The organism is Vreelandella sp. F11 (assembly GCF_042466685.1).
In the GTDB taxonomy this organism is placed as follows: Bacteria; Pseudomonadota; Gammaproteobacteria; order Pseudomonadales; family Halomonadaceae; genus Vreelandella.
In genome coordinates this window covers 74,450-100,077 of sequence record NZ_CP170448.1, presented here as the reverse complement: position 1 = coordinate 100,077, position 25,628 = coordinate 74,450, and the positions used below count along the sequence as shown (strand labels likewise).

The 25,628-nt window shown below is 53.6% G+C and carries 21 protein-coding genes and 3 rRNA genes; 10 read left to right on the top strand and 14 right to left on the bottom strand.

The window, feature by feature from the left end; genetic code table 11:
* Positions 1–99 precede the first annotated feature (99 nt).
* From ACFIOZ_RS00455 to flgB, 7 genes are read right to left on the bottom strand one after another with little or no spacing between them, the layout of a single operon-like run.
* Positions 100–789 carry a flagellar basal body L-ring protein FlgH gene (locus ACFIOZ_RS00455; RefSeq protein ID WP_386081505.1) on the bottom strand — a complete coding sequence of 230 codons (690 nt, stop codon included), beginning with the start codon at positions 787–789 and terminating at the stop codon, positions 100–102.
* Positions 790–829: 40 nt separating this feature from the next.
* Positions 830–1,612 (bottom strand): flagellar basal-body rod protein FlgG, encoded by a 783-nt coding sequence (gene flgG / locus ACFIOZ_RS00450; protein ID WP_007112104.1) that lies wholly within the window; start codon positions 1,610–1,612, stop codon positions 830–832.
* Between the two features lie 50 nt (positions 1,613–1,662).
* Positions 1,663–2,421 (bottom strand): flagellar basal body rod protein FlgF, encoded by a 759-nt coding sequence (locus ACFIOZ_RS00445; RefSeq protein WP_386081503.1) that lies wholly within the window; start codon positions 2,419–2,421, stop codon positions 1,663–1,665.
* Positions 2,422–2,452: 31 nt separating this feature from the next.
* Complete coding sequence (gene flgE, locus ACFIOZ_RS00440) at positions 2,453–3,739, bottom strand: flagellar hook protein FlgE (RefSeq protein ID WP_386081501.1); 1,287 nt, start codon at positions 3,737–3,739, stop codon at positions 2,453–2,455.
* A gap of 52 nt (positions 3,740–3,791) precedes the next feature.
* A complete protein-coding gene (flgD, locus tag ACFIOZ_RS00435; protein WP_386081499.1) occupies positions 3,792–4,481 on the bottom strand; it encodes a flagellar hook assembly protein FlgD in 690 nt (229 codons plus the stop codon).
* Positions 4,482–4,484: 3 nt separating this feature from the next.
* Positions 4,485–4,895 carry a flagellar basal body rod protein FlgC gene (gene flgC / locus ACFIOZ_RS00430; RefSeq protein WP_226250515.1) on the bottom strand — a complete coding sequence of 137 codons (411 nt, stop codon included), beginning with the start codon at positions 4,893–4,895 and terminating at the stop codon, positions 4,485–4,487.
* Between the two features lie 32 nt (positions 4,896–4,927).
* Positions 4,928–5,362 carry a flagellar basal body rod protein FlgB gene (gene flgB, locus ACFIOZ_RS00425; RefSeq protein WP_386081497.1) on the bottom strand — a complete coding sequence of 145 codons (435 nt, stop codon included), beginning with the start codon at positions 5,360–5,362 and terminating at the stop codon, positions 4,928–4,930.
* A 200-nt stretch (positions 5,363–5,562) separates the two neighbouring features.
* On the opposite strand from flgB, the gene flgA reads away from it, so the two are divergent.
* The 4 genes from flgA to ACFIOZ_RS00405 all read left to right on the top strand — a co-directional run bounded on the left by flgA (position 5,563) and on the right by ACFIOZ_RS00405 (position 7,918).
* A complete protein-coding gene (flgA, locus tag ACFIOZ_RS00420) occupies positions 5,563–6,279 on the top strand; it encodes a flagellar basal body P-ring formation chaperone FlgA (RefSeq protein ID WP_386081495.1) in 717 nt (238 codons plus the stop codon).
* A gap of 98 nt (positions 6,280–6,377) precedes the next feature.
* On the top strand, positions 6,378–6,644 hold the full coding sequence (gene flgM / locus ACFIOZ_RS00415; RefSeq protein ID WP_386081493.1) for a flagellar biosynthesis anti-sigma factor FlgM: 267 nt from the start codon (positions 6,378–6,380) through the stop codon (positions 6,642–6,644).
* A 13-nt stretch (positions 6,645–6,657) separates the two neighbouring features.
* Positions 6,658–7,107, top strand: coding sequence for a flagella synthesis protein FlgN (locus ACFIOZ_RS00410; RefSeq protein ID WP_386081491.1), 450 nt, complete (start codon positions 6,658–6,660; stop codon positions 7,105–7,107).
* Between the two features lie 70 nt (positions 7,108–7,177).
* The gene (locus ACFIOZ_RS00405) at positions 7,178–7,918 is read left to right on the top strand and encodes an SDR family NAD(P)-dependent oxidoreductase (protein WP_386081489.1); all 741 of its coding nucleotides are present in this window, start codon (positions 7,178–7,180) and stop codon (positions 7,916–7,918) included.
* Between the two features lie 112 nt (positions 7,919–8,030).
* On the opposite strand, the gene rrf is transcribed toward ACFIOZ_RS00405, so the two are convergent.
* The 4 genes from rrf to lldD form a co-directional block, all read right to left on the bottom strand.
* Positions 8,031–8,146 (bottom strand): 5S ribosomal RNA (gene rrf, locus ACFIOZ_RS00400).
* A gap of 148 nt (positions 8,147–8,294) precedes the next feature.
* A 23S ribosomal RNA gene (locus ACFIOZ_RS00395) occupies positions 8,295–11,186 on the bottom strand.
* A gap of 259 nt (positions 11,187–11,445) precedes the next feature.
* Positions 11,446–12,978: ribosomal RNA gene (locus tag ACFIOZ_RS00390) — 16S ribosomal RNA — on the bottom strand.
* Together the 16S, 23S and 5S rRNA genes form the textbook arrangement of a ribosomal RNA operon.
* A gap of 478 nt (positions 12,979–13,456) precedes the next feature.
* Complete coding sequence (gene lldD / locus ACFIOZ_RS00385) at positions 13,457–14,608, bottom strand: FMN-dependent L-lactate dehydrogenase LldD (protein WP_386081488.1); 1,152 nt, start codon at positions 14,606–14,608, stop codon at positions 13,457–13,459.
* Positions 14,609–14,915: 307 nt separating this feature from the next.
* Here lldD and ACFIOZ_RS00380 point away from each other — a divergent pair, with 307 nt between their 5' ends.
* The 3 genes from ACFIOZ_RS00380 to ACFIOZ_RS00370 are packed head-to-tail and all read left to right on the top strand — an operon-like array spanning position 14,916 to position 18,980.
* On the top strand, positions 14,916–15,689 hold the full coding sequence (locus ACFIOZ_RS00380; RefSeq protein ID WP_386081486.1) for a GntR family transcriptional regulator: 774 nt from the start codon (positions 14,916–14,918) through the stop codon (positions 15,687–15,689).
* Complete coding sequence (locus tag ACFIOZ_RS00375) at positions 15,686–17,605, top strand: sensor histidine kinase (RefSeq protein WP_386081484.1); 1,920 nt, start codon at positions 15,686–15,688, stop codon at positions 17,603–17,605. The genes ACFIOZ_RS00380 and ACFIOZ_RS00375 overlap by 4 nt, the downstream gene beginning before the upstream one ends.
* A complete protein-coding gene (locus tag ACFIOZ_RS00370; RefSeq protein WP_386081483.1) occupies positions 17,598–18,980 on the top strand; it encodes a sigma-54-dependent transcriptional regulator in 1,383 nt (460 codons plus the stop codon). Before ACFIOZ_RS00375 ends, ACFIOZ_RS00370 begins: the two co-directional genes overlap by 8 nt.
* On the opposite strand, the gene ACFIOZ_RS00365 is transcribed toward ACFIOZ_RS00370, so the two are convergent.
* The 3 genes from ACFIOZ_RS00365 to ACFIOZ_RS00355 form a co-directional block, all read right to left on the bottom strand.
* A complete protein-coding gene (locus ACFIOZ_RS00365) occupies positions 18,956–19,627 on the bottom strand; it encodes a metal-dependent hydrolase (RefSeq protein WP_386081481.1) in 672 nt (223 codons plus the stop codon). The genes ACFIOZ_RS00370 and ACFIOZ_RS00365 overlap by 25 nt on opposite strands.
* Before the next feature lie 128 nt (positions 19,628–19,755).
* Positions 19,756–20,301 (bottom strand): gamma carbonic anhydrase family protein, encoded by a 546-nt coding sequence (locus ACFIOZ_RS00360; protein WP_386081480.1) that lies wholly within the window; start codon positions 20,299–20,301, stop codon positions 19,756–19,758.
* Between the two features lie 62 nt (positions 20,302–20,363).
* Positions 20,364–21,704 (bottom strand): sodium-dependent transporter, encoded by a 1,341-nt coding sequence (locus ACFIOZ_RS00355; protein WP_386081478.1) that lies wholly within the window; start codon positions 21,702–21,704, stop codon positions 20,364–20,366.
* Between the two features lie 228 nt (positions 21,705–21,932).
* Here ACFIOZ_RS00355 and prlC point away from each other — a divergent pair, with 228 nt between their 5' ends.
* The 3 genes from prlC to ACFIOZ_RS00340 all read left to right on the top strand — a co-directional run bounded on the left by prlC (position 21,933) and on the right by ACFIOZ_RS00340 (position 25,578).
* Positions 21,933–23,981 (top strand): oligopeptidase A, encoded by a 2,049-nt coding sequence (prlC, locus tag ACFIOZ_RS00350; RefSeq protein ID WP_386083966.1) that lies wholly within the window; start codon positions 21,933–21,935, stop codon positions 23,979–23,981.
* Between the two features lie 63 nt (positions 23,982–24,044).
* Positions 24,045–24,296, top strand: coding sequence for a YheV family putative zinc ribbon protein (locus tag ACFIOZ_RS00345; protein WP_386081476.1), 252 nt, complete (start codon positions 24,045–24,047; stop codon positions 24,294–24,296).
* Positions 24,297–24,588: 292 nt separating this feature from the next.
* On the top strand, positions 24,589–25,578 hold the full coding sequence (locus tag ACFIOZ_RS00340; RefSeq protein WP_386081475.1) for a TAXI family TRAP transporter solute-binding subunit: 990 nt from the start codon (positions 24,589–24,591) through the stop codon (positions 25,576–25,578).
* Positions 25,579–25,628 lie beyond the last annotated feature (50 nt).

Sequence of the window (25,628 nt, the reverse complement as noted above, 5' to 3'; positions counted from 1 at the left end):
TACCCACAAACGATTAAACCGCATCACTATAGCGCACTGACGCTCTTTCATTGGGTGACCTGTCATTGGCAACTCTGCCATTAGTAGCTTCCCCTAACGTTAGAAGGGTGAGACGTTTAAGAAGAAACGTTGTAGCCAGCCCATGTGCTGCGCTTCGTTAATATAACCGTCACCTACATACTCAATACGCGCATCTGCCACCTGTGTGGAAGGGACTGAGTTCTGAGCGGTAATCGTACGAGGGTTAACCACACCAGAAAAACGAATGAACTCGGTGCCCTGATTAATGGCAATTTGCTTTTCACCACGCACGCGTAAGTTGCCGTTATTCATCACCTCTAATACTGATACCGTGATGGTACCGGTAAAGGAGTTATTGGCCTGCGACCCACCACTACCGGTAAAGTCGTTCCCACCTGAAACATCAAAGCCATACTCTGCAAGCGTATCCAGAACATCAGGCAGCTGTGCTAGTTCCAGACTGGCGCTGCCGCTGCGCCCCGCATTGGATTGCGAGTTTTTACTGGCACTGACTTCTTCATCCAGCACAATGGTCAAAATATCGCCAATGGCACGCGGCCTGCGATCTTCAAAGAGCGGCTGATAACCTTGCCTAGCTTGATAAATAGAGCCATTGGGGATGGGGGGCGGTCGATCAACAATGCTGATCTGCTCTTGCTCACCCACGACCGACGCTCTGGGAATCTGAGCGCACCCGGCAACAACTAGCATTAAAAGCACCAGCCCCGCTAGCGCAATACGACGTGACATGTGGTGCAACTCCAGCATAACGCAACCTATTAAAATTAAGCCCGGTAAGTAACAACCGTTACAGCTGGCTTAAGCGCGCCAACATTTCATCGCTGGTGGACACCGCCTTGCTATTGATTTCATAGGCACGCTGGGTCTGAATCATATTGACCATCTCTTCAACAACGTTGACGTTAGACGTTTCGACATAGCCTTGGAATAGGCGGCCTGCACCATTCATACCCGGCATATTCTCATTGGGTGCACCTGAGGCTCCCGTCTCCAGATAGAGATTGCCACCAATACTTTGTAGGCCTGCAGGATTAATAAAGGTACTGACTGTGATTTGCCCTACTTCATTATCAAGCGCAACACCCGGCTGGCGAACGCTCACCGTGCCATCTTCACCCACATTGACCGATAACGCGTTGGCCGGTAAGAAAATGGCAGGCTCAACAGGGTAGCCATTGGCCGTTACCATTTGGCCATTCTCATTGAGCTGAAAGCTACCGTCGCGGGTGTAAGCCGTTGTCCCGTCTGGCATTAATACCTGAAAGAAGCCTTCGCCGTTAATCGCCAAATCGCGTGAGTTTTCAGTCTGTTCTAGCCCACCTTGGGTATGCAGACGCTCAGTGGCTACGGCACGTACGCCGGTGCCCACCTGCATGCCTGAGGGCAGACGATCCTGGATATTGTTCTGCGCGCCGGGCTGCCGCATATTCTGATACAGCAAGTCTTCAAACACTGGGCGTGAGCGTTTGAAGCCATTGGTACTCACGTTAGCCAAGTTGTTTGAGATCACGTCTAGCTTGGTTTGCTGAGACTCCAAACCCGTTTTAGCTGTCCATAAGGACTTAATCATCGTTATGCTCCCTTGACCGACTGACTAACATCAGTTTGGAATGGTCAACATCAACCTTGAATAGATAAAATGCCGTTGGCGCGCTGAGCATTTTCGTCAGCCGTACTCAGCACTTTCATCTGCATATCATAGCGTCGGGCCACATCAATCATGGAGACCATTGCATCGACAGCACTAACATTACTGCCTTCCAGGGCGCCACTAACCAACTTGGCGTTTTCGTCAGCAGGCAAGGCTCCTGGCCCCCCCTCTTCATTAGGGAGGGCGCGAAAAAGGCCATCTTCGCCGCGTGTTAACGCGCCAGCGTCAGGCGTCACCAGTTTAATACGCCCTACCTCAACCAGGGCTTCCGGCCCTACGCCTTCGGGAATGGCACTAATCGTCCCATCGGCACCAATTGATACCTGTGCCCCTTGCGGGATGGCGATGGGGCCGCCTTCGCCCATCACCGGTCGCCCAACGCTTAGCAACACCCCGTCGCTGTCTATCTGAAGATCGCCACGTCGTGTGTAGGTTTCAGAACCGTCATTCGCCTGCACCGCCATCCAAGCGCCGTCCTGCATCGCGACATCAAGGGTGCGGCCAGTATATTCAACGGGCCCCTGAGAAAAGTCGCTGCCGGGCGTAGTCGTTACCGCAGAGGTACGCGTTGCCAGAAGCGCTTCGCCCTGAACAGGCACCGCCCGGGCAGCCTGAAGCTGCGCGCGAAAACCAGTAGTGCTCACATTCGATAGGTTATTACTCACTACCGACTGCTGATCCATACTGTTCTTGGCGCCACTCATGGCGGTATAGAGCATTCGATCCACGCTACTTACTCCTTACCAATATGACCAATCATTAAAGATTAATAATGGTCTGCAGGAGCTCGTCCTGGGTACTGATGGTCTGTGAGTTTGCCTGGTAAGCGCGCTGAGCAACAATCATATCGACAAGCTCACGAGCCATATCAACATTGGAAGTTTCAACTGCGCTCGGCTCAATTAAGCCACGCAGACCTGTTCCTGGTGCGCCCACTAGCTCTTGACCCGAAGAAGCCGTGGCGGTCCAAAGGTTGTCGCCATCAGGCTTTAAACCTTCAGGATTACGGAAGCTGACCAACGCAATCTGACCGGCCGCACGCGACTCCTCGTTTGAGTAGTTACGCATCACGGTGCCGTCATCTTGAATAGTCACACCTACCAGAGAGCCGGAAGTATAGCCGTCTTGCGTTATATCATTAACAGTGGAGCTATCAGCAAATTGAGTAGTATTAGCAAAGTCAATTTCTACCTGCTGACTAGTCACGGTGTTATTAAACTCATTAGTACCTGCCGTACCGTCTGCATTAAGCACTGCACCAGCAGCATCTAAATCAATTTCAAACGCAGCAAAATTATTGTTAAGGCGTCCATCCGTGGTAAAACCAAAATTCGAGCCAGCAGCTATATTTTCAAAGCCATAGTTAGGAGCTCCAGCTGGTCCGCCGGACATACGTGCATCTACACGCCACTCATTGGCGGCAGTTTTGGTGAAATACATAGTTAAATTGCGGGCATTTCCTAATGAGTCGTAAATAGTGCCGTTCGTTGAATAAGAGTACTGGCTTGAATCGAGACCATTAGCAACCGCCGCTGCATTAATCCCGGTTGGATCAACTATTTCTTCCCCTGCGTCTAGGTTTAACGAGACATCAAGGTTTTCCGTTGCGTTTGCAGGTAAGTCACCAGCTTCGACCCTTAATGGGTTTACATCACCACCCGCCTGCACCAAGCCGTCGGCGTTGGCTGCATAACCCATAATCTGAGCGCCCTGTGCATTCACTAAGCGTCCATCAGCGGTCATGGTCAGTTGACCATTACGCGAATAACCCACTTCACCGTTGGGCTGTTGAAAGCGGAAAAAGCCTTCACCGGCAATGGCTAGATCCATATTGCGGTTAGTGGATTCCACATTACCCTGGCTAAAATTCTGCAATACCGTAGAGGTGCGAACACCAAGACCAATACGCGACTCGGCATATACATCGGCGAATTGCACGTTAGAGCTTTTAAAACCAACCGTCTGCGAGTTGGCAATATTATTACCTACCGCACCTAATTTTTGTTGCTGTGCGCTTAGACCACTGAGTGCTTGCGAAAAACTCATGATGTTCCCCTAAGAAAGCTGTGTTTAATCAAATGCTGTGTTTAATTGATAGTTAAAGAATTTGTTTAACGTCATTCAGGCTGATTTGGCCATAGATAGCGCCCAAATCAAGCCTAACGCCGCCACTGCCGTCGTTAGGCGTCACACGGTTGACCACCGCATACTGCAACGCTGTGGATTCAATCTTTTCACCTTCACCGTCGGTTGCCTCTAACTGCACGGTATAACGGCCACTGGCAGCCGCTTCACCCTGTTCGTTTTTACCATCCCACTCGAAAGACTGAACCCCGGCATCTACTGAGCCCAGATCATAGCGCCTGATGACTTGGCCACCATCACCCACAATTGTTGCTTTAACATTCTTCGCCGGTTCGGCAAGTTCTACACCGAAGGGCGTCGTATACGTATTACCTTCGCTATCTTGCTCCAGCAACACATCCTTACCAGGCACCATAACGCCTTTGCCAATTAGACCGCTGGCCTGCAGCGCCTGATTGGCATCCATTTGGCTGGTAATGCCTTGCAGCGTGCTATTTAACTCTTCAATACCGCTGACCGTGTTAATTTGCGCTAACTGCGAAGTCATTTCCGAATTTTCCATCGGATTGAGCGGATCCTGGTTCTGCAATTGCGTAATCAACAGCGTCATAAAGCTTTCACGCAGCTCATCAGACTGACGGGCAGAGAGGCCGTTAGCCCCACCGCCATTGATGTTATTCAATACACTCGTATCAACATTCATGGTTTAACCCTCTCCCAGCGACAGCGTCTGTATCAGCATCTGCTTACTGGTATTAAAAACTTCAACGTTGGCTTGGTAGGAGCGTGAGGCAGAAATCATGTTGACCATTTCATGCACGGGCTCAACATTGGGCTTTGCTACATAGCCCTCTTCATCTGCCGCTGGGTGATTGGGCATGTACTCCATGCGAAGAGGCGAATCGTCTTCTACTACTTCGGTGACACGCACACCGCCAACGCCGTAGCGATTACTTTGCGCCTGAGTCTCAAACATCACCTGTTTCGCTCGATAGGTTTCACCATCAGGCCCGGCTATGCTGTCGGCATTGGCCATGTTGCTAGCGGTGACATTCATTCGCTGGGACTGGGCGCTCATTGCCGAACTGGCAATATCAAACGCAGAGAACATCGACATTGTTGGTTAACTCCTGACTAATTTGGCCTGGATTATTCGGGCTGCATGGCATTTTTCAGCCCCTGGATACGGCTGTTGAGCATCGTGAGGCCGGCTTGATAACGAACAGCGTTATCAGCAAACTGCGTGCGCTCACGATCCATATCAACCGTATTGCCATCCAAACTAGGCTGGTCGGGGATACGGTAAAGTAAATCGGTGCTACCCGCTCCACGCCATGCGGGGCCTTCTCCAGCAATATGACTCTCAGCGGTACGCGCCAATGTTAGACCGCCGCCGGTATTGCTAGAGGCACTCTGAGTACCGTCTACTGCTTTTTTCAACTCACTAGCAAAATCGATGTCGCGCGCTTTATAGTTAGGCGTATCGGCATTGGCAATGTTAGCGGCCAATACGTCGTGGCGTGCTTGGCGTAGACTCACTGCTTGCTGATGAAAATTAAAGGCAGATTCCAGTTGATCAATCATGCCGACCCTCGCTTGAGGCATAAAATAAAATGGATTTTATTGATGATGAAGAATACGTTCGGAACTGTCAGCCTAAAGCATGGAACAGCTGGCGTTTCTGCCAGCATTTCGCGTGATACGGCTGCTACCTTTTCGCTACACTGGGCAATGACTCCTCTTCTTATGCCCTCCTTTTTAAGCTCCCACGCAAGTGACTTCTCATGCTACGACAGCACGTTACTAAGCTAGGCACACTTCGTCACTGGCAAGTAATTGTCTTATTGGCCATCCTATGCATCACTGCGTTAGCCAAAGCTGAGGCTAATGACGACAACCTTCTTCAACAAGTGCATCAGTTTTTATACGAGGAGACGCGAGCATTAGGCGAAGAGGTGGTAATTGACTTACGACCACCGTCCCCACATTTACCGGAATGTGTCCAACCAGAGCCTTTTTTACCCAATGCTAATCAAGCCCCTTTGGGCCGCGTTTCCGTTGGAGTCCGTTGCGGTGAAGATAGCCGACAAGTCCGTTACCTGCAGGCCCAGATTGATGTCATCGGCAATTATGTGGTCGCGGCAAGAGATATTGAGCGGGACACACTGATCACTTCAAGCATGCTCACCGAACGCGGTGGCAATCTTGGCGACCTGTCAGCTCAGGCACTCACTGCTGAAGAAGATATTGTGGGCAAAATAGCTCAGCGGCCCATCCGCAGTGGCAGCGCCTTTTTAGCCCATTATTTACAAGCGCCTCACTTAGTTGAACGCGGGCAGCGCGTTACTGTCATAGCGCAGGGTTCTGCTTTCCGCGTTTCACGCGAAGGCGAAGCGCTCGAAAATGGCGCGCTTGGCGAGCGAGTCAGGGTACGTTTTGGTTCACGGGAAATTATGACTGCCCGCGTCACTGAGCAAGGTACTTTGGTGGTGGATTTTTAACTTACCACCTAAAGTTATACTCAGCCCTGCCGATAGTTATCTTCATACAAGCTACACTAAACGCAAAGCGCATCGACGCTGACGATGAGGCAGACGACGTGAATATTGATAACATTAATTCGCTGTTACGCTCTAACCAAGCCCAGCAGCGTGATGAAACACAAAAGGCTAATAGCGTGACTCCGGCGACACCCGGCGGTACAACGCGCGAATCGACTCAATTGAGCCAAACAAGTATCGATGAATCTCAGGATATCGATAGCGCAAAAGTTGAAGAAATCCGTGACGCTATTCGCGAAGGCCGCCTCGAAATGAGTGCCGATCGCATCGCCGAGGGCCTAATTGCCAATCTTAAAGATTTTTAAGGAGACGCCTTAAATGAGCCTTGCATCCTTGCTGACCGATCAACAGCAGCGATTAGATGAATTAATTTCGTTGTTGTCCAGCGAGCAAAATTTATTGACGCAAGGTGACATTGACGGTGATGCACTATCAAAAGTCGCACTTGATAAGCAATCGCTACTGGCTGAATTAGAGCGCATTGAGATTGTGCGCCGCAATGTACAAAAACGCCTTGGCTATGCTGAAGGCTCTGACGGCGCCAAAGCGGCAGCTCGCGATGCCCACTGCCTCACTGCTTGGGATAGCTTACTAGAAAAGAGTGAGCGAGCTTCGCGTATGAATGAGCTAACGGGCCAGATGCTGTCTATTCGAATGAAACATAATCAGGCGATGCTTGACTACATTCGGCAAATAGCAGAAAAAACACTCTATAAGCCGGATGGTCGTAATAGTGCCCAGCCGGGCAGAATCAATGCTTCGGCCTGACCTCTCTCGACAAGCCGCCAACATAGCGTTTCAATGAAAGCCTTCACTAGCAGGATTGCAAAGGCTTCTCATGTTCAGTTTACTGCCTCATCATTTTACAGCGTTGGTCATCGGCGCATCTGGGGGAATAGGCTCTGCCGTTATTCAGCAGCTACTCTCTTCCTCTCATGTCGGCCACATAATTGCGGTAAGCCGCCAACCATTACAGATTGACCACTCCCGCCTTACTCACCTAATGCTCGATGTCTCCCAAGAGCAGGATAGGCATGCACTTAAGCAAGAGTTAGCCTCGCAGCCAATTCACCTCTTTTTTAATGCCATCGGCATACTTCATGATGACACACAAAACCTCTTCCCCGAAAAGCGCCTTGATCAGCTTAGCGTCGAAAACCTAGCCCACACCATGAACATCAATGCCTTTGTGCCCATCTTACTGCTAGCGGCACTAAAAGACTCCTTCAAAGGAACACACCCTGCAGTGATTGCCAGCCTTTCCGCTCGCGTTGGCTCAATCAAAGATAACCAACTAGGAGGCTGGTACAGCTATCGTGCCAGCAAAGCAGCGCATAATATGCTGTTTAAAACAGCGTCCATTGAACTCAAGCGGCTTAATAAACAGTGCGTCGTCTTATGCCTGCACCCAGGCACAACCGATACTGAGCTCTCCCAACCCTTTCAAGCCAGGGTTCCTGAAGACAAGTTATTTACACCCACCTTTGTCGCAGAGCAGTTACTGGCCGTCATCGCCCAGCGATCGCCCGATGATAACGGTACTTTTTGGGCTTGGGATGGTAAACCTATCGACTGGTAGGGTGAGGTGTGAGGTATTGAAGTTTCCCCCTCACTCCTCACTATTTACCCCTCACGACCATGCAAAAAAAATCCCCCAAGGCGCAAGCCCTGGGGGATTTTTCATAATAAGTGCCTGACGATGACCTACTCTCGCATGGGGAGACCCCACACTACCATCGGCGCTAAGCGGTTTCACTTCTGAGTTCGGCAAGGGATCAGGTGGTTCACGCGTGCTATGGTCGTCAGGCGTAACTGTTAATGTACATCATGCTGTTTGTGATCGTCTCATTGCCTGCCGCCTGCTCATGTGAGTCAGGCCACACGCTGCGTATCCGGCGTTCTGTTGATCTCTCAACCTCTACGTTATCATCACGACCAGACCCCTTGGGTGTTATAGGGTCAAGCCTCACGGGCCATTAGTACACGTTAGCTCAACGCCTTGCAGCGCTTCCACACCGTGCCTATCAACCAGCTGGTCTCGCTGGGCCCTTCAGGAGGCTCTAGGCCTCAGGGATGTCTCATCTTGAAGGGGGCTTCCCGCTTAGATGCTTTCAGCGGTTATCCCGTCCGACCATAGCTACCCGGCAATGCCACTGGCGTGACAACCGGAACACCAGAGGGTCGTCCACTCCGGTCCTCTCGTACTAGGAGCAGCCCTTCTCAAACATCCAACGCCCACGGCAGATAGGGACCGAACTGTCTCACGACGTTCTAAACCCAGCTCGCGTACCACTTTAAATGGCGAACAGCCATACCCTTGGGACCGACTTCAGCCCCAGGATGTGATGAGCCGACATCGAGGTGCCAAACACCGCCGTCGATGTGAACTCTTGGGCGGTATCAGCCTGTTATCCCCGGAGTACCTTTTATCCGTTGAGCGATGGCCCTTCCATACAGAACCACCGGATCACTAGAACCTGCTTTCGCACCTGCTCGACGTGTCTGTCTCGCAGTCAAGCACCCTTATGCTCTTGCACTCAATGCACGATGTCCGACCGTGCTGAGGGTACCTTCGTGCTCCTCCGTTACTCTTTAGGAGGAGACCGCCCCAGTCAAACTACCCACCACACACTGTCCTCGATCCGGATAACGGACCTGAGTGAGAACGCCAATGATGCCAGGCTGGTATTTCAAGGTTGGCTCCGCCCGAACTGGCGTCCGAGTTTCAAAGCCTCCCAGCTATCCTACACAGGCAACATCAGCGTCCAGTGTGAAGCTATAGTAAAGGTTCACGGGGTCTTTCCGTCTAGCCGCGGGTACACCGCATCTTCACGGCGATTTCAATTTCACTGAGTCTCGGGTGGAGACAGCGTGGCCATCATTACGCCATTCGTGCAGGTCGGAACTTACCCGACAAGGAATTTCGCTACCTTAGGACCGTTATAGTTACGGCCGCCGTTTACCGGGGCTTCAATCAAGAGCTTCGCCTTACGGCTAACACCATCATTTAACCTTCCGGCACCGGGCAGGCGTCACACCCTATACGTCCGCTTGCGCGTTAGCAGAGTGCTGTGTTTTTAATAAACAGTTGCAGCCACCTGGTATCTTCGACCGGTTCGGGCTAGGAGAGCAAGTCTCTTCACCCTACGCCGGCGTGCCTTCTCCCGAAGTTACGGCACCATTTTGCCTAGTTCCTTCACCCGAGTTCTCTCAAGCGCCTTGGGATTCTCACCCTGACCACCTGTGTCGGTTTGGGGTACGGTCGCACATGATCTGAAGCTTAGAGGCTTTTCCTGGAAGCGTGGCATCAGTGACTTCCTGACCGTGGTCAGTTCATCTCGTGTCTCGGCCTGAAAGGATCCCGGATTTACCTAAGATCCCAGCCTACTCACTTTCACCAGGACTACCAACGCCTGGCTCACCTAGCCTTCTTCGTCCCCCCATCGCAACCATGTCCGGTACGGGAATATTGACCCGTTTCCCATCGACTACGCCTTTCGGCCTCGCCTTAGGGGCCGACTCACTCTGCTCCGATTAGCGTCGAACAGAAACCCTTGGTCTTCCGGCGAGGGAGTTTTTCACTCCCTTTATCGTTACTCATGTCAGCATTCGCACTCGTGATACCTCCAGCAGACTTCTCAATCCACCTTCATCGGCTTACACGACGCTCCTCTACCGCTCACACCTAAGCGTGAACCCGTAGCTTCGGTACCTGGTTTAGCCCCGTTACATCTTCCGCGCAGGCCGACTCGACTAGTGAGCTATTACGCTTTCTTTAAAGGATGGCTGCTTCTAAGCCAACCTCCTAGCTGTCTGAGCCTTCCCACATCGTTTCCCACTTAACCAGGATTTCGGGACCTTAGCTGACGGTCTGGGTTGTTTCCCTTTTCACGACGGACGTTAGCACCCGCCGTGTGTCTCCCACGCGTTACTCACCGGTATTCGGAGTTTGCCTCGGGTTGGTAAGTCGGGATGACCCCCTAGCCGAAACAGTGCTCTACCCCCGGCGGTACTACGTGAGGCGCTACCTAAATAGCTTTCGAGGAGAACCAGCTATCTCCGAGCTTGATTAGCCTTTCACTCCGATCCACAAGTCATCCAAATCTTTTTCAACAGATCCTGGTTCGGGCCTCCAGTTGATGTTACTCAACCTTCACCCTGCTCATGGATAGATCGCTCGGTTTCGGGTCTATATCCAGCGACTGTGTCGCCCAGTTAAGACTCGGTTTCCCTACGGCTCCCCTATACGGTTAACCTCGCCACTGAATATAAGTCGCTGACCCATTATACAAAAGGTACGCAGTCACCCAACTAGTGGGCTCCTACTGCTTGTACGCACACGGTTTCAGGATCTATTTCACTCCCCTCTCCGGGGTTCTTTTCGCCTTTCCCTCACGGTACTGGTTCACTATCGGTCAGCCAGGAGTATTTAGCCTTGGAGGATGGTCCCCCCGTCTTCAGTCAAGGTTTCTCGTGCCCCGACCTACTCGATTTCACATGATCAGATTTTCGACTACGGGGCTATCACCCGCTACGGCCAGACTTCCCAATCTGTTCGCCTAATCAGTCTCATGCTTAAGGGCTGGTCCCCGTTCGCTCGCCGCTACTAGGGGAATCTCGGTTGATTTCTTTTCCTCAGGGTACTTAGATGTTTCAGTTCCCCTGGTTCGCCTCGTACCCCTATGTATTCAGGGCACGATACTCATCTTATGATGAGTGGGTTTCCCCATTCAGAGATGTCCGGGTCACAGGTTGTTGCCACCTCACCGAACCTTATCGCAGGCTACCACGTCTTTCATCGCCTCTGGCTGCCTAGGCATCCACCGTGTGCGCTTCATTGCTTGACCCTATAACCCGAAGGAGTCTGGATTTTCGCAATGATAACGTTTCATTTTGCCGGATACGCTTGAGACGTATCACAATTTAAGAAGCACTTCTTGCGAAGTGTTCTTGTCAGCATGATATACATTGTTAAAGAGCGACTGCTATAAGCAGTGATAAGCGTTTTTTTTCGTATTAAAAAGAAAAAGTCACTTATCACTGCTCATCAACAGCATTCTGATCAGGTAATTCATTGTGGACGCTTACTAACTGTGACGCATCGTTTAAGGAGGTGATCCAGCCGCAGGTTCCCCTACGGCTACCTTGTTACGACTTCACCCCAGTCATGAACCACACCGTGGTGATCGCCCTCTTGCGTTAGGCTAACCACTTCTGGTGCAGTCCACTCCCATGGTGTGACGGGCGGTGTGTACAAGGCCCGGGAACGTATTCACCGTGACATTCTGATTCACGATTACTAGCGATTCCGACTTCACGGAGTCGAGTTGCAGACTCCGATCCGGACTGAGACCGGCTTTAAGGGATTCGCTGACTCTCGCGAGCTCGCAGCCCTTTGTACCGGCCATTGTAGCACGTGTGTAGCCCTACCCGTAAGGGCCATGATGACTTGACGTCGTCCCCACCTTCCTCCGGTTTGTCACCGGCAGTCTCCTTAGAGTTCCCACCATTACGTGCTGGCAAATAAGGACAAGGGTTGCGCTCGTTACGGGACTTAACCCAACATTTCACAACACGAGCTGACGACAGCCATGCAGCACCTGTCTTACAGTTCCCGAAGGCACACCAGAATCTCTTCCGGCTTCTGTAGATGTCAAGGGTAGGTAAGGTTCTTCGCGTTGCATCGAATTAAACCACATGCTCCACCGCTTGTGCGGGCCCCCGTCAATTCATTTGAGTTTTAACCTTGCGGCCGTACTCCCCAGGCGGTCGACTTATCGCGTTAACTTCGCCACAAAGTGCTCTAGGCACCCAACGGCTGGTCGACATCGTTTACGGCGTGGACTACCAGGGTATCTAATCCTGTTTGCTACCCACGCTTTCGCACCTCAGTGTCAGTGTCAGTCCAGAAGGCCGCCTTCGCCACTGGTATTCCTCCCGATCTCTACGCATTTCACCGCTACACCGGGAATTCTACCTTCCTCTCCTGCACTCTAGCCTGACAGTTCCGGATGCCGTTCCCAGGTTGAGCCCGGGGCTTTCACAACCGGCTTATCAAGCCACCTACGCGCGCTTTACGCCCAGTAATTCCGATTAACGCTTGCACCCTCCGTATTACCGCGGCTGCTGGCACGGAGTTAGCCGGTGCTTCTTCTGCGAGTGATGTCTTTCCTACCGGGTATTAACCGATAGGCGTTCTTCCTCGCTGAAAGTGCTTTACAACCCGAGGGCCTTCTTCACACACGCGGCATGGCTGGATCAGGGTTGCCCCCATTGTCCAATATTCCCCACTGCTGCCTCCCGTAGGAGTTCGGGCCGTGTCTCAGTCCCGATGTGGCTGATCATCCTCTCAGACCAGCTACGGATCGTTGCCTTGGTGAGCCTTTACCTCACCAACTAGCTAATCCGACATAGGCTCATCCAATAGCGGGAGCCGGAGCCCCCTTTCTCCCGTAGGACGTATGCGGTATTAGCCTGGGTTTCCCCAGGTTATCCCCCACTACCGGGCAGATTCCTATGCATTACTCACCCGTCCGCCGCTCGTCAGCGGGTAGCAAGCTACCCCTGTTACCGCTCGACTTGCATGTGTTAGGCCTGCCGCCAGCGTTCAATCTGAGCCATGATCAAACTCTTCAGTTTAAAATCATTGTGATCCTTACTTGTCGCTCGAAAGCAACAAAAGCGAATCAAACTTGGCTCAAGGTTCAAACGAATTCACTGTGATACTCCGAAAAGTATCGCTGTGTTCGCCTGCCTTGATATTTGGTGATTTGCCACCAACATCAGCAAGCGCCCACATGAATTACCTGATCAAATTGTTAAAGAGCTGTTTCGCTGCAAGATTGCTGTGAAAGCAACCGGGCTGCCGTTGAACTGGCTTGCCTCAGCGAGGAAGGCGTATTCTACGCATTTCCTGGCGGTTGTCAAGGGCGTTGTTTTCGATGCAAACCTGACCACATCCAAAACCGCTAACTCGTTGACTAACCAAGGCTTTTACACCTTATGCACCGCTGGTAACGCTATGCGTCCCCGGCAGCGGATGCGTACTTTACGGGCTCAAAGATGGGTTGGCAAGCGGTTTTTAATATTGATCTTAATTGAGGCGCAAACGCTACCATCAAACATCCCGTATTGAGTCTGGCACCAGCGAATCCAGCCCAAGCTCGGCGATACTACGTGCACCAGTCAGCGTCATTGCTACCCGCATCTCTTTTTCGAACAACTCGAGTAGATGGGCTACCCCCGCCTCTCCAGCAGTAGCCAGTGCGTATATGTAAGCACGCCCAAGCAGCACGGTATCGGCCCCCATGGCAACCATACGCACAACATCGAGCCCGCTACGCACACCGGAATCAGCCAGAATTGCCAAGTCACCTTTTACTGCATCGGCGATAGCAGGCAAAGCACGTGCAGTCGAGGGAACACCGTCAAGCTGCCGACCACCATGGTTAGAGACAACAATACCATCCGCGCCGAAGCGAACCGCATCACGAGCATCTTCAGGGTCGAGAATCCCCTTAATGATCATCGGGCCATCCCACTGCTCGCGTATCCACTCCAGATCTTTCCAAGAGATGGACGGATCAAAGTTATCGCCCAGCCAGGCAATGTAATCCTCGAGCTCTGTTGGCTTACCGCGATAGTCAGACACATTGCCCAAATCATGGGGTCGACCATTAACACCGACATCCCAGGCCCAAAAAGGGTGTGCCGCTGCTTGAAGCATGCGCCGCATCGGCCCGCGCTTACCGCTCATACCTGAATGCGCATCGCGATAACGCGCCCCCGGCACGGGCATATCGACGGTAAAGATAAGCGTCTTGACGCCCGCGGCTTTGGCTCGCTCCAGAACATGCTTCATGAACCCTCTGTCTTTCAACACATAAAGCTGAAACCAGATAGGCCGATCCACTGCAGAGGCCACTTCGTCGATTGGACACACCGACACTGTCGATAGTGTAAACGGTATACCTTTATTAGTAGCCGCCCGCGCCGCCTGTACTTCTCCGCGTCTAGCGTACATACCCGCCAGCCCCACCGGCGCCAAAGCTATCGGCATGGCAAGTGTTTCACCAAACAACTCTGTCTCAAGTGATAGCGACGACATATCCTTCAATACACGTTGACGCAGCGCGATACCGGCCAAGTCCTCGACGTTACGACGCAGTGTATGCTCCGCGTAAGATCCGCCGTCGGCATAATGAAAGAGAAAGGGCGGGATACGACGTTTAGCGGCTTGACGGTAGTCCGTGGATGCAGAAATGATCATGGATAGCCCTGTTTGATAGCCCAATGCACTGGGCGCACTATACACCGACGCCCGCAGCGGAAAATTGGTTTTACCAATTTACAAAAAACAGCATCAACAGTAGTGAGCCACACTAAGCGTGTCAAATACTGATGACGATTTGAGCATTTAAAAACGCCATATTTTAGTTTAAAGACACTATTTAACAGCATTCTTAACTAAACCCTACTCTGTCAAATATCAGCCCTTAGGCGCTTGAGAAAAGATTCGATAGCTTTTAATATTGGTCTTACCAATTACAGAGCCTTTTAGACATGAGCTATTTACTATGAGCTACCCACCGCTCCGCCAACAGCGCTTGGCCGATGTTATTACTGAGCGCTTAGAAGCCATGATGCTGGAAGGCAGCTTAAAGCCAGGCCAGCGCTTACCCCCTGAGCGTGAATTAGCCGAACGGTTTGGCGTCTCGCGCCCCTCGTTACGGGAGGCCATCCAGAAATTAGCCGCCCGCGGCTTACTAACCAGCCGCCAGGGCGGCGGTACTTTTGTTAACGACGACCTTAGTAATGGCTATACCGATCCACTGCTGGAAATGCTTTCTCGCCATGACGAGTTTAACTTAGATTTGCTTGAATTCCGTGATGCTATGGAAGGAATATCCGCCTATTACGCCGCGCTGCGCTCCACCCCCGCCGATAAGGCCGTGCTTATTCAGCGCTTTGAAGAGCTCGATGGCGGCTTTGCAGGTGCGGATCCTACTCAGGAAGCTAAACTAGATGCGGCGTTTCACCTTGCGATTGCCGAGGCGGCCCACAATGTCCTACTACTGCATACCATTCGTGGCATTTTCCATCTGCTAGAGAAGAGTATTGTAAATAACTTGGCCCATTTATTCGCCAAGGAGGGATCGCGCAGCCAGTTGATGCAACAGCACCGCGCCCTGCTCAATGCCATTTTGGAGGGTCGCGCGGAGGATGCCCGGGCTCGCGCCCATGAACACCTGGTATTTGTTGAAGAGGGACTGCTTGAGATGGCTCGCGCAGAGACACGGGCTCAGCGAGCCCTCCGCCGCGCTCAGGGCAGTAGTAAGACGACAGCATGAACAGCGCTGGCGTAAATAATCAAGTTCCTGCGCCTTTACCTCTGCGATGGCGACGCCTATGGCTGCTGGTCATTTCGCTTGGCTTGCTATTGTGTATGTGGCAGGCAGCCCAACTGGCACGAGAACAAGCGCTTTCTAACTTACAGGACGATGCCGAAAACGAGTTGCGACTCTCTGCTGCAAACTTAAACGGCTATTTACTGCGCTTCGACTACCTGCCGCAAATGCTGGCCACTCGGGAAGGCGTACAGCGCTTTTTGGCCTCTCCCGATAGCCAAGACCCAATGCCGCTCAATATGCTACTGGATCGCTTCCGTTTTACAGCGGGGGTTTCAGACGTCTATTTACTCAATCGCGATGGTGACACTATCGCCGCCAGTAATTGGCACCGCCCAAACACCTTTATTGGCCAGAATTATGCTTTTCGCTCCTATTACACCGATGCCATTGCCGGCGGCCAGGGGCGCTTTTTTGGCTTAGGTATCAAGTCGCTTGAGCGGGGCTACTACTTTTCATCGCCTGTGTGGCTAGACGACACCTCGCCGGACGCACAACCAGACGGCGTCCTTGTGGTTAAAGTACTCTTAGACGATGTTGAAGAGAGCTGGGCAGAGCAGGATGCCGAGCTGTTTGTCACCGATAGTGACGACATTATCTTCATGGCCAGCCACCCCGAGCTGCGCATGAACGCCCTCTATCCGCTGACCGACGAGCAACGACAAAGCCTGCGAGCAACGCGCCGATACGCAATGGAGCCGTTGACCCCTTCGGGCATTGAAGTCAATGCACCGTACCGCCAGGGTAGCCAGTTGGTCAGTTTCTCCCAGGGCCCGCTGAGCGGTGGCGACTACCTAAGCTTGACCCGGCATATCCCTGAATTTGGCTGGCAAATGCATATTTTAAAACCGCTAACACCGGTGATTAGCGCTCAGTGGATTGCCGCACTAATGGCAGGCGGCCTCTACGGCGTGGTCACTCTCGGTGCAGGTATTGGCTGGCAACGCCTGAGGCTGCGCCGTGAGCGAGAAGCGTTTGCCCAACGTGAACGCAACACCCTGGCCCGCGTGCGCGACGAATTAGAGGTCAGCGTGGAACGACGCACCCGTGACCTGGTGGCCAGTAACCAGCGTCTTTCGGATGAAATCGAAGAGCGGCGGCGCGCTGAAGCCAGCTTGCGACAAACCCAGGATGAGCTGATTCAAGCGGCCAAACTTGCAGTATTGGGGCAGCTTGCTGCGGGTATTAACCATGAGCTTAATCAGCCACTGGCGGCTATTCGCGCCTACGCTGAGAACGCCCGTCGGTTTATGGAACTGGCCCGCCACGACAAGGCGGATGCCAACTTGGAGCAGATTGTTGAGCTCACCGAACGTATGGCGGATATCAGTGCCCAGCTGCGTCAGTTTTCGCGTAAGAGCAGCGAGCGCCAGGAGACTATTTCGGTACAGGCCTGCGTCGACTACGCCCTGCGCTTATTTCAAAGCCGCCTGCGCGAAGGCAATATCACCATTGTGCAGGATTGGCCTGCAGAAACCTTATGGGTAAAAGGCGACCTGGTGCGTCTGGAGCAGGTATTGGTGAATCTAATCGGCAATGCGCTCCAGGCTATGAAAGGCGTACCCAACCCACAACTGACGCTAGGTGCCCACCCTCACCAGCAGCAGGTCATTATTAGCGTTAGCGATAATGGCCCTGGCATTCCTGAGGAGCACTTAGGACATATTTTTGAACCCTTTTTTACCACCAAAGCACCGGGAAGTGGGTTAGGCCTGGGGCTCTCGATCTCGTCGCGTATCATGGACGATTTAGGTGGCAAGCTGCAGGCTGCAAATCAGCCTAATGGCGGTGCCAGCTTTACCATTACACTGCCCCACTCGCCCTTAACCCACAACCAAGAGAGCCCCTATTATGCATGAACCGTCGACGCTGCCGGTCATGGTGATCGACGACGAACCGCACTTGCGGATCACCGCCAGCCAAACCCTCGAACTCGCCGGCTATACGCCCTACTGCTTTGAATCAGCAGAACAAGCGCTGGCGGCATTGACACCTGACTTCCCAGGGGTAATCGTCAGCGACATCCGCATGCCGGGGATGGATGGTATGGCACTGCTCCATGAGCTACATAGCCGCGACGCCACTCTGCCGATTATTTTAATCACTGGCCATGGCGATATTTCCACGGCCGTAGAAGCCATGAGGGCAGGGGCCTGGGATTTTCTCGAAAAGCCGTTTGCCGGTGATCAACTGCTGGATGTGGTGCGCCGAGGCATAGAGAAGCGCCAGCTCAGTTTGGAAAACCATCGCCTAAAAGCCGAGCTGGAGGTGCAGCAAGCCGCACTAGGGCCACGCCTCGTTGGCCGCACCGCAGTCATTTCGCGGCTGGCCGCCATGATTCAGCGCATCAGCCAAGTCGAAGCCGATGTGCTGCTATTTGGCGAGACAGGTACCGGCAAAGACCTGGTAGCACGTGCGATTCACGAGCGCAGCGGGCGCCGTAACAGCCCTTTTATGGCGATTAACTGCGGCGCGGTGCCTGAAAACACCATTGAGTCCGAGCTGTTTGGCCACGAGAAAGGCGCCTTTACAGGTGCCGTAGAGCGGCGCATCGGCAAGTTCGAACACGCTAACGGTGGCACGGTGTTTTTGGATGAGATTGAGTCGATGCCCATGGCACTGCAAGTTAAATTGCTGCGGGTTCTGCAGGAGCGCAGCGTCGAACGGCTAGGCGCCAATGAAACCGTGCCGCTCGATATCCGCGTCATCGCGGCCACCAAGGTGGATCTCAAAACCGCCTCCGAAGAGGGGCATTTCCGCGAAGACCTTTACTACCGGCTCAACGTGGTCACTCTGCCGCTACCTGCGCTGCGCGAGCGGCGTGAGGATATTCCCTTACTGTTCCAGCACTTTGCCGTGGTCGCGGCCAATCGCAGTGGGCTGGAAGCACCGATTCTCGACAGCCACGCCATTGCGGCTCTGCTGGCCCATGACTGGCCCGGCAACGTGCGCGAGCTACGCAACCTTGCCGAGCGCTACGTGCTGCTGGGAGCTGCCTTTGATTACCGCCTGGATGCGCTGCTGGAAGGGGTCAATGCCGACACAGAAGAACCTACCCTGCCACGCCAGGTAGAGCTTTTTGAAAAGAGCCTGATCAGCCAATCACTGTCACGCTACCATGGCCGGGTAACCGACGTTTGCCGTCACTTGGGTATTCCGCGCAAAACCTTTTACGACAAACTGAAAAAGCACGGTCTCAATGCCGACGACTACCGCCATAGCAGTGAGCCCTGATGCAGCAACTCACCCAAGACAGACCAAGGAGGCGCCCAGGGTATCAACGTTAATGTGGCAATAAGCATTAGCAGGTTGGACATTGGCCGCCGACTGTCACCTAGTTTCAGCGCCGTACCAAAGGAGCGCTTGAACCGCGCGCCTTCAAGGTCAACGCTGTATATCTCATCCAAACCCAAGTGAATCAAAAAACCTACTAATATGGCAGCACCGTGAGACCACGCCAACCACGCTGGCTGGTTGAGTACATTAAAACTTAGCGCGGCAGAAAGCAGACTGCAAAGCCCACCCGCTAGCAGCGAATGCCAAATACCGCGGTGAACGGTAAAGCGGGAAAACAGCACCCCCGCCAAATAGCGCACACAGAAGTAGATCCCCCCACAGGCAATCAGCAACGCCCCCGGCGTCAGCCATGGCTGTAACAGCAGGACGCCCAACACCAGAGCGGGCACCGAAAGAAGATTGAATATCAAGCGGATAGAGTGGGATCGATCGGCATCGATATCGGGCAAAATCCCCCCGAACGTGACCAGCGCAATCATCACCACCGCCTGGGAGGGCGGCCACCATTGGCCTTTCCAGCCTGCGTAAGCTACCAGCATGCCGCCCGCCGCTGCCACCGTAATATGCGTGCGAAAATTAGCCATGACGCGGCATCCCAAAGTCTGCAAAACAGAAAACTGTATAAATTAACAGACTTTTGCCGTCCGCGACATGGCTAATAAAGAAAAAAGGTTGCTAGGCCAACCGCTTAGGGTTGATTTATCTAAGGCACCTAAAGCGAGGGTTCAGCCAGAAAGCGATCTTTTAATTTAACGTAGTTGCCTGCGGTGTAAGGGAAGAAGGCACGCTCTTTATCTTTCAGCGGGCGCAGCGCCTTAGCCGGATTACCGGCATACACATAGCCACTTTCCAAATGCTTACCCGGCGTTACCACGGCGCCCGCGGCAATAATCACCTCGTCCTCAACGACCGCGCCATCCATCACAATCGCGCCCATACCGACAAGAATCCGGCTTCCCAGGGTGCAGCCATGCAGAATCGCTTTATGGCCGATGGTGACATCATCGCCAATGGTGAGCGGAAAACCATCCGGGCTGAAGTCACTGGCATGGGTAATATGCAGCACGCTGCCATCCTGCACACTGGTACGTGCGCCGATGCGAATGCGGTGCATATCGCCACGGATCACTGTCATCGGCCACACGGAGCAGTCGTCGCCCATCACCACATCACCAATGACCACACTGGCCGGATCAATATAAACGCGCTCACCCAATTGGGGCTCCATACCTTGATAGCACCGTAATGCACTGCTCATAACTTGCTCCTGAGATGTCGGATGGAAAACGGAGACATTGATCAACTCACTATAGCAATTCCCTAGAGCAATCCAGCCAACAGAACAATAAAGGTCAGCGGAATCGACACCCAGCGGATGATATTGCGCCACACCAAATAACCACTTTCACCCACACCTAACGCGCTCACCACCTTCTCACGGGGCATTACCCAGGCCGCAAAAATCGCGATCAGCAACCCGCCCAGGGGTAGGAAAACATCCGGCGGTATACTGCTGACCAGCTCGAAGACATTGCGCCCAAATAGCGGCCGGAACTCCGCCAGCGTTGAAAAAGAGAAGGCTGATAGCAGCCCGATCAACCAGACGCTGAGAGCCACAATCGCTGTCGAGATACTGCGCCGTAGCCCCAAGCCCTGCAGCGTCGCGACCATCGGTTCCGCGAGGTTAATGGCCGATGTCCAGGTCGCCAGTAGCAGCAGCAAAAAGAACACACTGAGCCATACAGTGCCCCAAGGCAGCTCAGAGAACGCAATGGGGAGAGTGACAAACATTAACCCTGGGCCGTCGGTGGGATCCATGCCCTGGGCAAACACCACTGAGAAAATAGCGATCCCCGCCAGTAGTGCCACGCTAATATCGAGCACGGCGACGGCAACCGCAGCTTTCGGCAGGCTCTGCTCTTCCGGCATATAAGCGCCATAGGCCATCAAGGCACAGGCTCCCACCGCCAGCGTAAAGAACGCATGGCCCATGGCATGCACCACCACTGACGGAGTCAGCGCATCGAAGGAGGGCATGAACAGCCATGACAGCGCCGGGGCAAAACCATCAGTGGTCGCGGCATAGCCCGCTAATAGCAGCAGCAATAGGTACAGCAGTGGCATTAACAGGTTATTGAGCCGCTCAAGCCCCTTGGAAACGCCTGCCGCCACCACGGTCATGGTCATAAACAGAAACAGCGAATGATTAAAGATCAGCAGCCCTGGGTTGGCCAAAAAAGCGTCAAAGCCAGCGCCAATCTCAGCGGCACTTGCGCCATTAAAGTTACCGTTAACAGACGCGACCAAAAACTCAATCGACCAGCCAGACACCACCGAGTAGAACGATAAAATACAGAAGACAGTAAAAGCACCGAAAAGGCCCAGCCAGCGCCAGTGAGGTGAAGCCCCCGCCTCAGCCGCCAAGGCCCCCAAGGCTTGCATCGGCCCCCGCCGTCCGGCGCGCCCAATCAGTATCTCCGCCATCATCACGGGAATACCCAGCAGGAGTACAAAGGCGACATAAATTAGCAAAAAGGCCGCACCGCCGTTCTCTCCGGCCACGTAAGGGAAGCGCCAAATATTACCTAACCCCACCGCAGCACCTGTCACTGCCAGGATAAAGGCCCGCTTCGACCCCCAGCGCTCCAGCGTTTCGCTCATCACATGCTCCTGCCATTGGCGGCATTAAAAGGCGGCAAGACTAGCAGGCACTTGCGTGCAGGCCAAACTCTGAGATTAAACCTAACATTGTGTCACGCATTGAACGTCGCATTACACCCAGTGGTGAAGCAGCTATTGAAACACGGCTTAACCGCCCGCACTGTGTCACTATTGTTGCGCGTTCTGCGCCCCCTAACGAGCTTAAAAATGATGCCAATCGAGGTACCCATGTCCACCAATCCGCTGCTTGAAATGCACGAGCTACCCCCTTTTGCCCAGATTCGCGCTGAGCACGTGGAGCCTGCCGTGGACACGTTGCTAAGCGAAAGCCGCGCGGCCATTGATCAGTTGGCTGAACAGGCAGCCGCCACGCCACCTAGCTGGAGCAATTTTGCAGCGCCGCTTGAAGCGGTGAATGACCGGCTCACCAAGGCGTGGTCTCCGGTCTCTCACCTCAATGGCACCATGAACTCTCCGGAGATGCGCGAAGCATACCAGGCATGCCTTGAGAAGCTCTCCGACTTTGGCACCTGGGTCGGCCAACACGAAGGTCTGTTCCATGGCTGGCAAGCGTTGAAAGATGGCCCCGCATGGGAGCACCTGGATGCCGCCCAGCGGCGTACTGTAGAGAACGCCCTGCGCGATTTCCGCCTGGCCGGTGTTGACCTTCCCGCCGATAAGAAAGCCCGCTACGGCGAGATTCAGTCGCGGCTCTCACTGCTGTCGAATCAGTTCTCCAATAACGTGCTGGATGCTACCCAGGCATGGCATAAGGATATCGATAGCCAAGAGACGTTAGCGGGGGTGCCGGAGAGCGCTCTTGATACCCTAAAAGCCACCGCCGAGGCGAAAGGCGTTGCGGGCTATCGTATTACCCTGGATTTTCCCAGCTTCTTCCCGGTGGTTAGCTATGCCGATAACCGGGAGCTGCGCCGGGAGGTGTATACCGCCTTCGTTACCCGTGCGTCTGATGAAGGCCCCGATGCGGGTAAATTCGATAACGCTGAAATCATGGAAGAGATCCTGGCGCTGCGTAGTGAAATGGCCCAGCTGCTGGGTTTTGCCACCTACGCTGATTACTCTCTCACGACCAAGATGGCGGACTCTCCCGAGCAGGTGCTCGATTTTCTCAACGACTTAGCCCGCCGTGCGCTGCCTCAGGCTAAAGAGGAGTTTGCCGAACTCTCTGCTTATGCCCGCGAGGAACTCGGTCTGGAGACGCTGGAGCCGTGGGATGTTGCCTATGCCAGTGAAAAACTACGCGAAGCGCGCCACTCTATCTCCCAAGAGCAGTTACGCCCCTATTTTCCGGCCCCCCAGGTGGTCGATGGCCTGTTTCAGGTCGTTGAACGCCTATATGGATTACGCTTTGAAGAAGATACCCAGGCGCCCCGCTACCATGATGACGTGCGTTATTTCCGTATCACCGAAAATGGCCAGTCGATTGCCGGTTTTTATCTCGACCTCTACGCCCGCGAAGGGAAGCGCGGTGGCGCCTGGATGGCCGACTGCCGAGTACGCCGCCAAACCGACCAGGGCCTGCAACTACCGGTCGCCTTCCTTACCTGCAACTTCACTGCCCCGGTAAGTGGCCGGCCGGCACTACTCACCCACGATGAAGTCACCACCCTGTTTCATGAGTTCGGCCATGGCCTGCACCATATGCTGACCCAGCAGCAGATCGCCGATATTTCCGGCATTAACGGCGTCGCCTGGGATGCCGTCGAGCTGCCCAGCCAATTTATGGAGAACTACTGCTGGGAACGTGAAGGGCTAGACCTACTTGCCAAGCACGTAGATAGCGGTGAACCGCTGCCAGCAGAGCTGCTTGAGCGACTCCAGGCGGCCAAGAATTTCCAGTCAGCCATGGGCATGATGCGTCAAATTGAATTCTCACTCTTCGATCTGCGTCTGCACCATGAGCTTAGCGCCCCCAGCGCCAGCGACGTGCAAGCCTTGTTAGATGAGGTGCGCGCAGCGGTCTCTGTACTGCCTAAAGTCTCTTTTAACCGCTTCCAAAATAGCTTTGGACACGTATTTGCGGGTGGCTACGCTGCCGGCTACTACAGCTACAAGTGGGCGGAAGTGCTCTCGGCAGATGCCTGGAGTGCCTTTGAAGAGGCCGGTATCTTTGACCCTGAAACGGGACAGCGCTTTCGCCGTGAAATTCTTGAGCAGGGCGGCGCCCGCGACGCCGCTGACCTGTTTATCGCCTTTCGTGGCCGTGAGCCGAGCGTCGAACCACTCTTGCGCCATAGCGGCATCCGCGCCGCTTAAGGCATTTTTAAACACGCTTTTTCCATGCGCAGCGCCTTGGGCGCTGCGCGCTAGGAGTTTGTAATGTCAACGGTTAAACGCTTTATTGCCGGTGTCACCTGCCCGCGCTGCGCGGCAATGGATCGTATCCGCGCCTGGGAGCAAAACGGTATTCGCTATCGGGAGTGCGTCAGCTGCGATTTCTTCGAGCAACTACCCATTGAGGAAGACGCGCTTACCGAAATGGCAACCCGAGTCAATCAAGTACGCGAAGATCAGAAGCAGCAGGATGTCCAGCCTGTACGTATTCTGGATCCCGGTAAACCCTCACGTTAACCCCCAACCGCCCCACGCCCCAAAACCGATAGCGAACGAAAAATACAATTTGTGTGCGGTTATCCGCACACCCCGAAGCCACCATCGTGCGAACACCCGGACACTTCGGCGTTTAACGCTTTCCACCAAAGTTGAATAAAAAAATTACAAACAACTGATTTTAAAGTTCTAAATTTTAAATGGCACGACTATCGCTGTTATATACAGGCATACCTGCTCAATGCAGTATCGACTGGCGGTATTAATAGAAGCCACCAGTATATAACCCCAATAACAGCTAGGAATTTTCGCCATGCGCAAACATATGCCTAAAACGTTCACACTCCTCGCCAGCAGCGCCCTGCTTGTCGCAGCGGCCAGCAGCGCCCAGGCTCAAGACCGTTCCGGGTGGCCCGACAACTTCACGGTTGGCACCGCTAGCCAAGGCGGCACCTACTTCGTTTACGGTTCAGGCTGGGCGAACTTTATTGCCGATGAGTTAGGCGTATCTGGCGGCGGTGAAGTCACCGGCGGCCCGACTCAAAACCTGGCGCTCGTGCACACAGGCGACATGGCATTTGGCTTAACCACCATGGGCCCCGCTTCAGACGCCGTTAAAGGCGAAAGCCCGCTGGCGCCGGGCATGAAGATGGATAACGTTTGCGCCATGTTCCCCATGTACGAAACGCCGTTCTCGATTACCGCGCTTGCCGATAGCGGCATCGAGACAATTTCCGATATTCCTGATGGCGCACGTATTGGTTTTGGCCCGGCGGCCTCAACCTCCGACACCTACTTCCCAGCCATTTTAGAAACCCTAGGCGTTAACTTCGATCGCCGTAACGGCGGCTGGTCAGACCTGGGCGGTCAGTTGCAAGATGGTCTGCTTGATGTCGTCGCCTTCGCTGCGGGCATCCCGATCCCCGCCGTTAGCCAGTTGGAAGTACAGACCGACGTCAATATCATCGAATTTAACGAAGAAGAGCTGGCCACGGTGCTGGAAAACTTCCCCGTTGCTGAGTTCATGATTCCAGCCAATACCTACACCACGCTGGAAGAGGACGCTCGCGCTGTCTCCATGTGGAACTTTGCTATCGCTGGCTGCGACCTGCCGGAAGATTTCGTTTACGAAGTCACCAAGGCCACCATGGAAAACAATGACCGTATGCGTTCAGTACACCGCAGTGCTGAAACCACCATTCCAGAAAACATCAAGCACAACACCGTGCTGCCGTTTCACCCCGGCGCTGCACGCTGGTACGAAGAGAACGGCTATGAAATTGCTGATGACATGATCAACTAAGCAATCTTCACCGTTCTGGCTGCCCCGTTTCCGGCCTCGCCGGGCGGGGC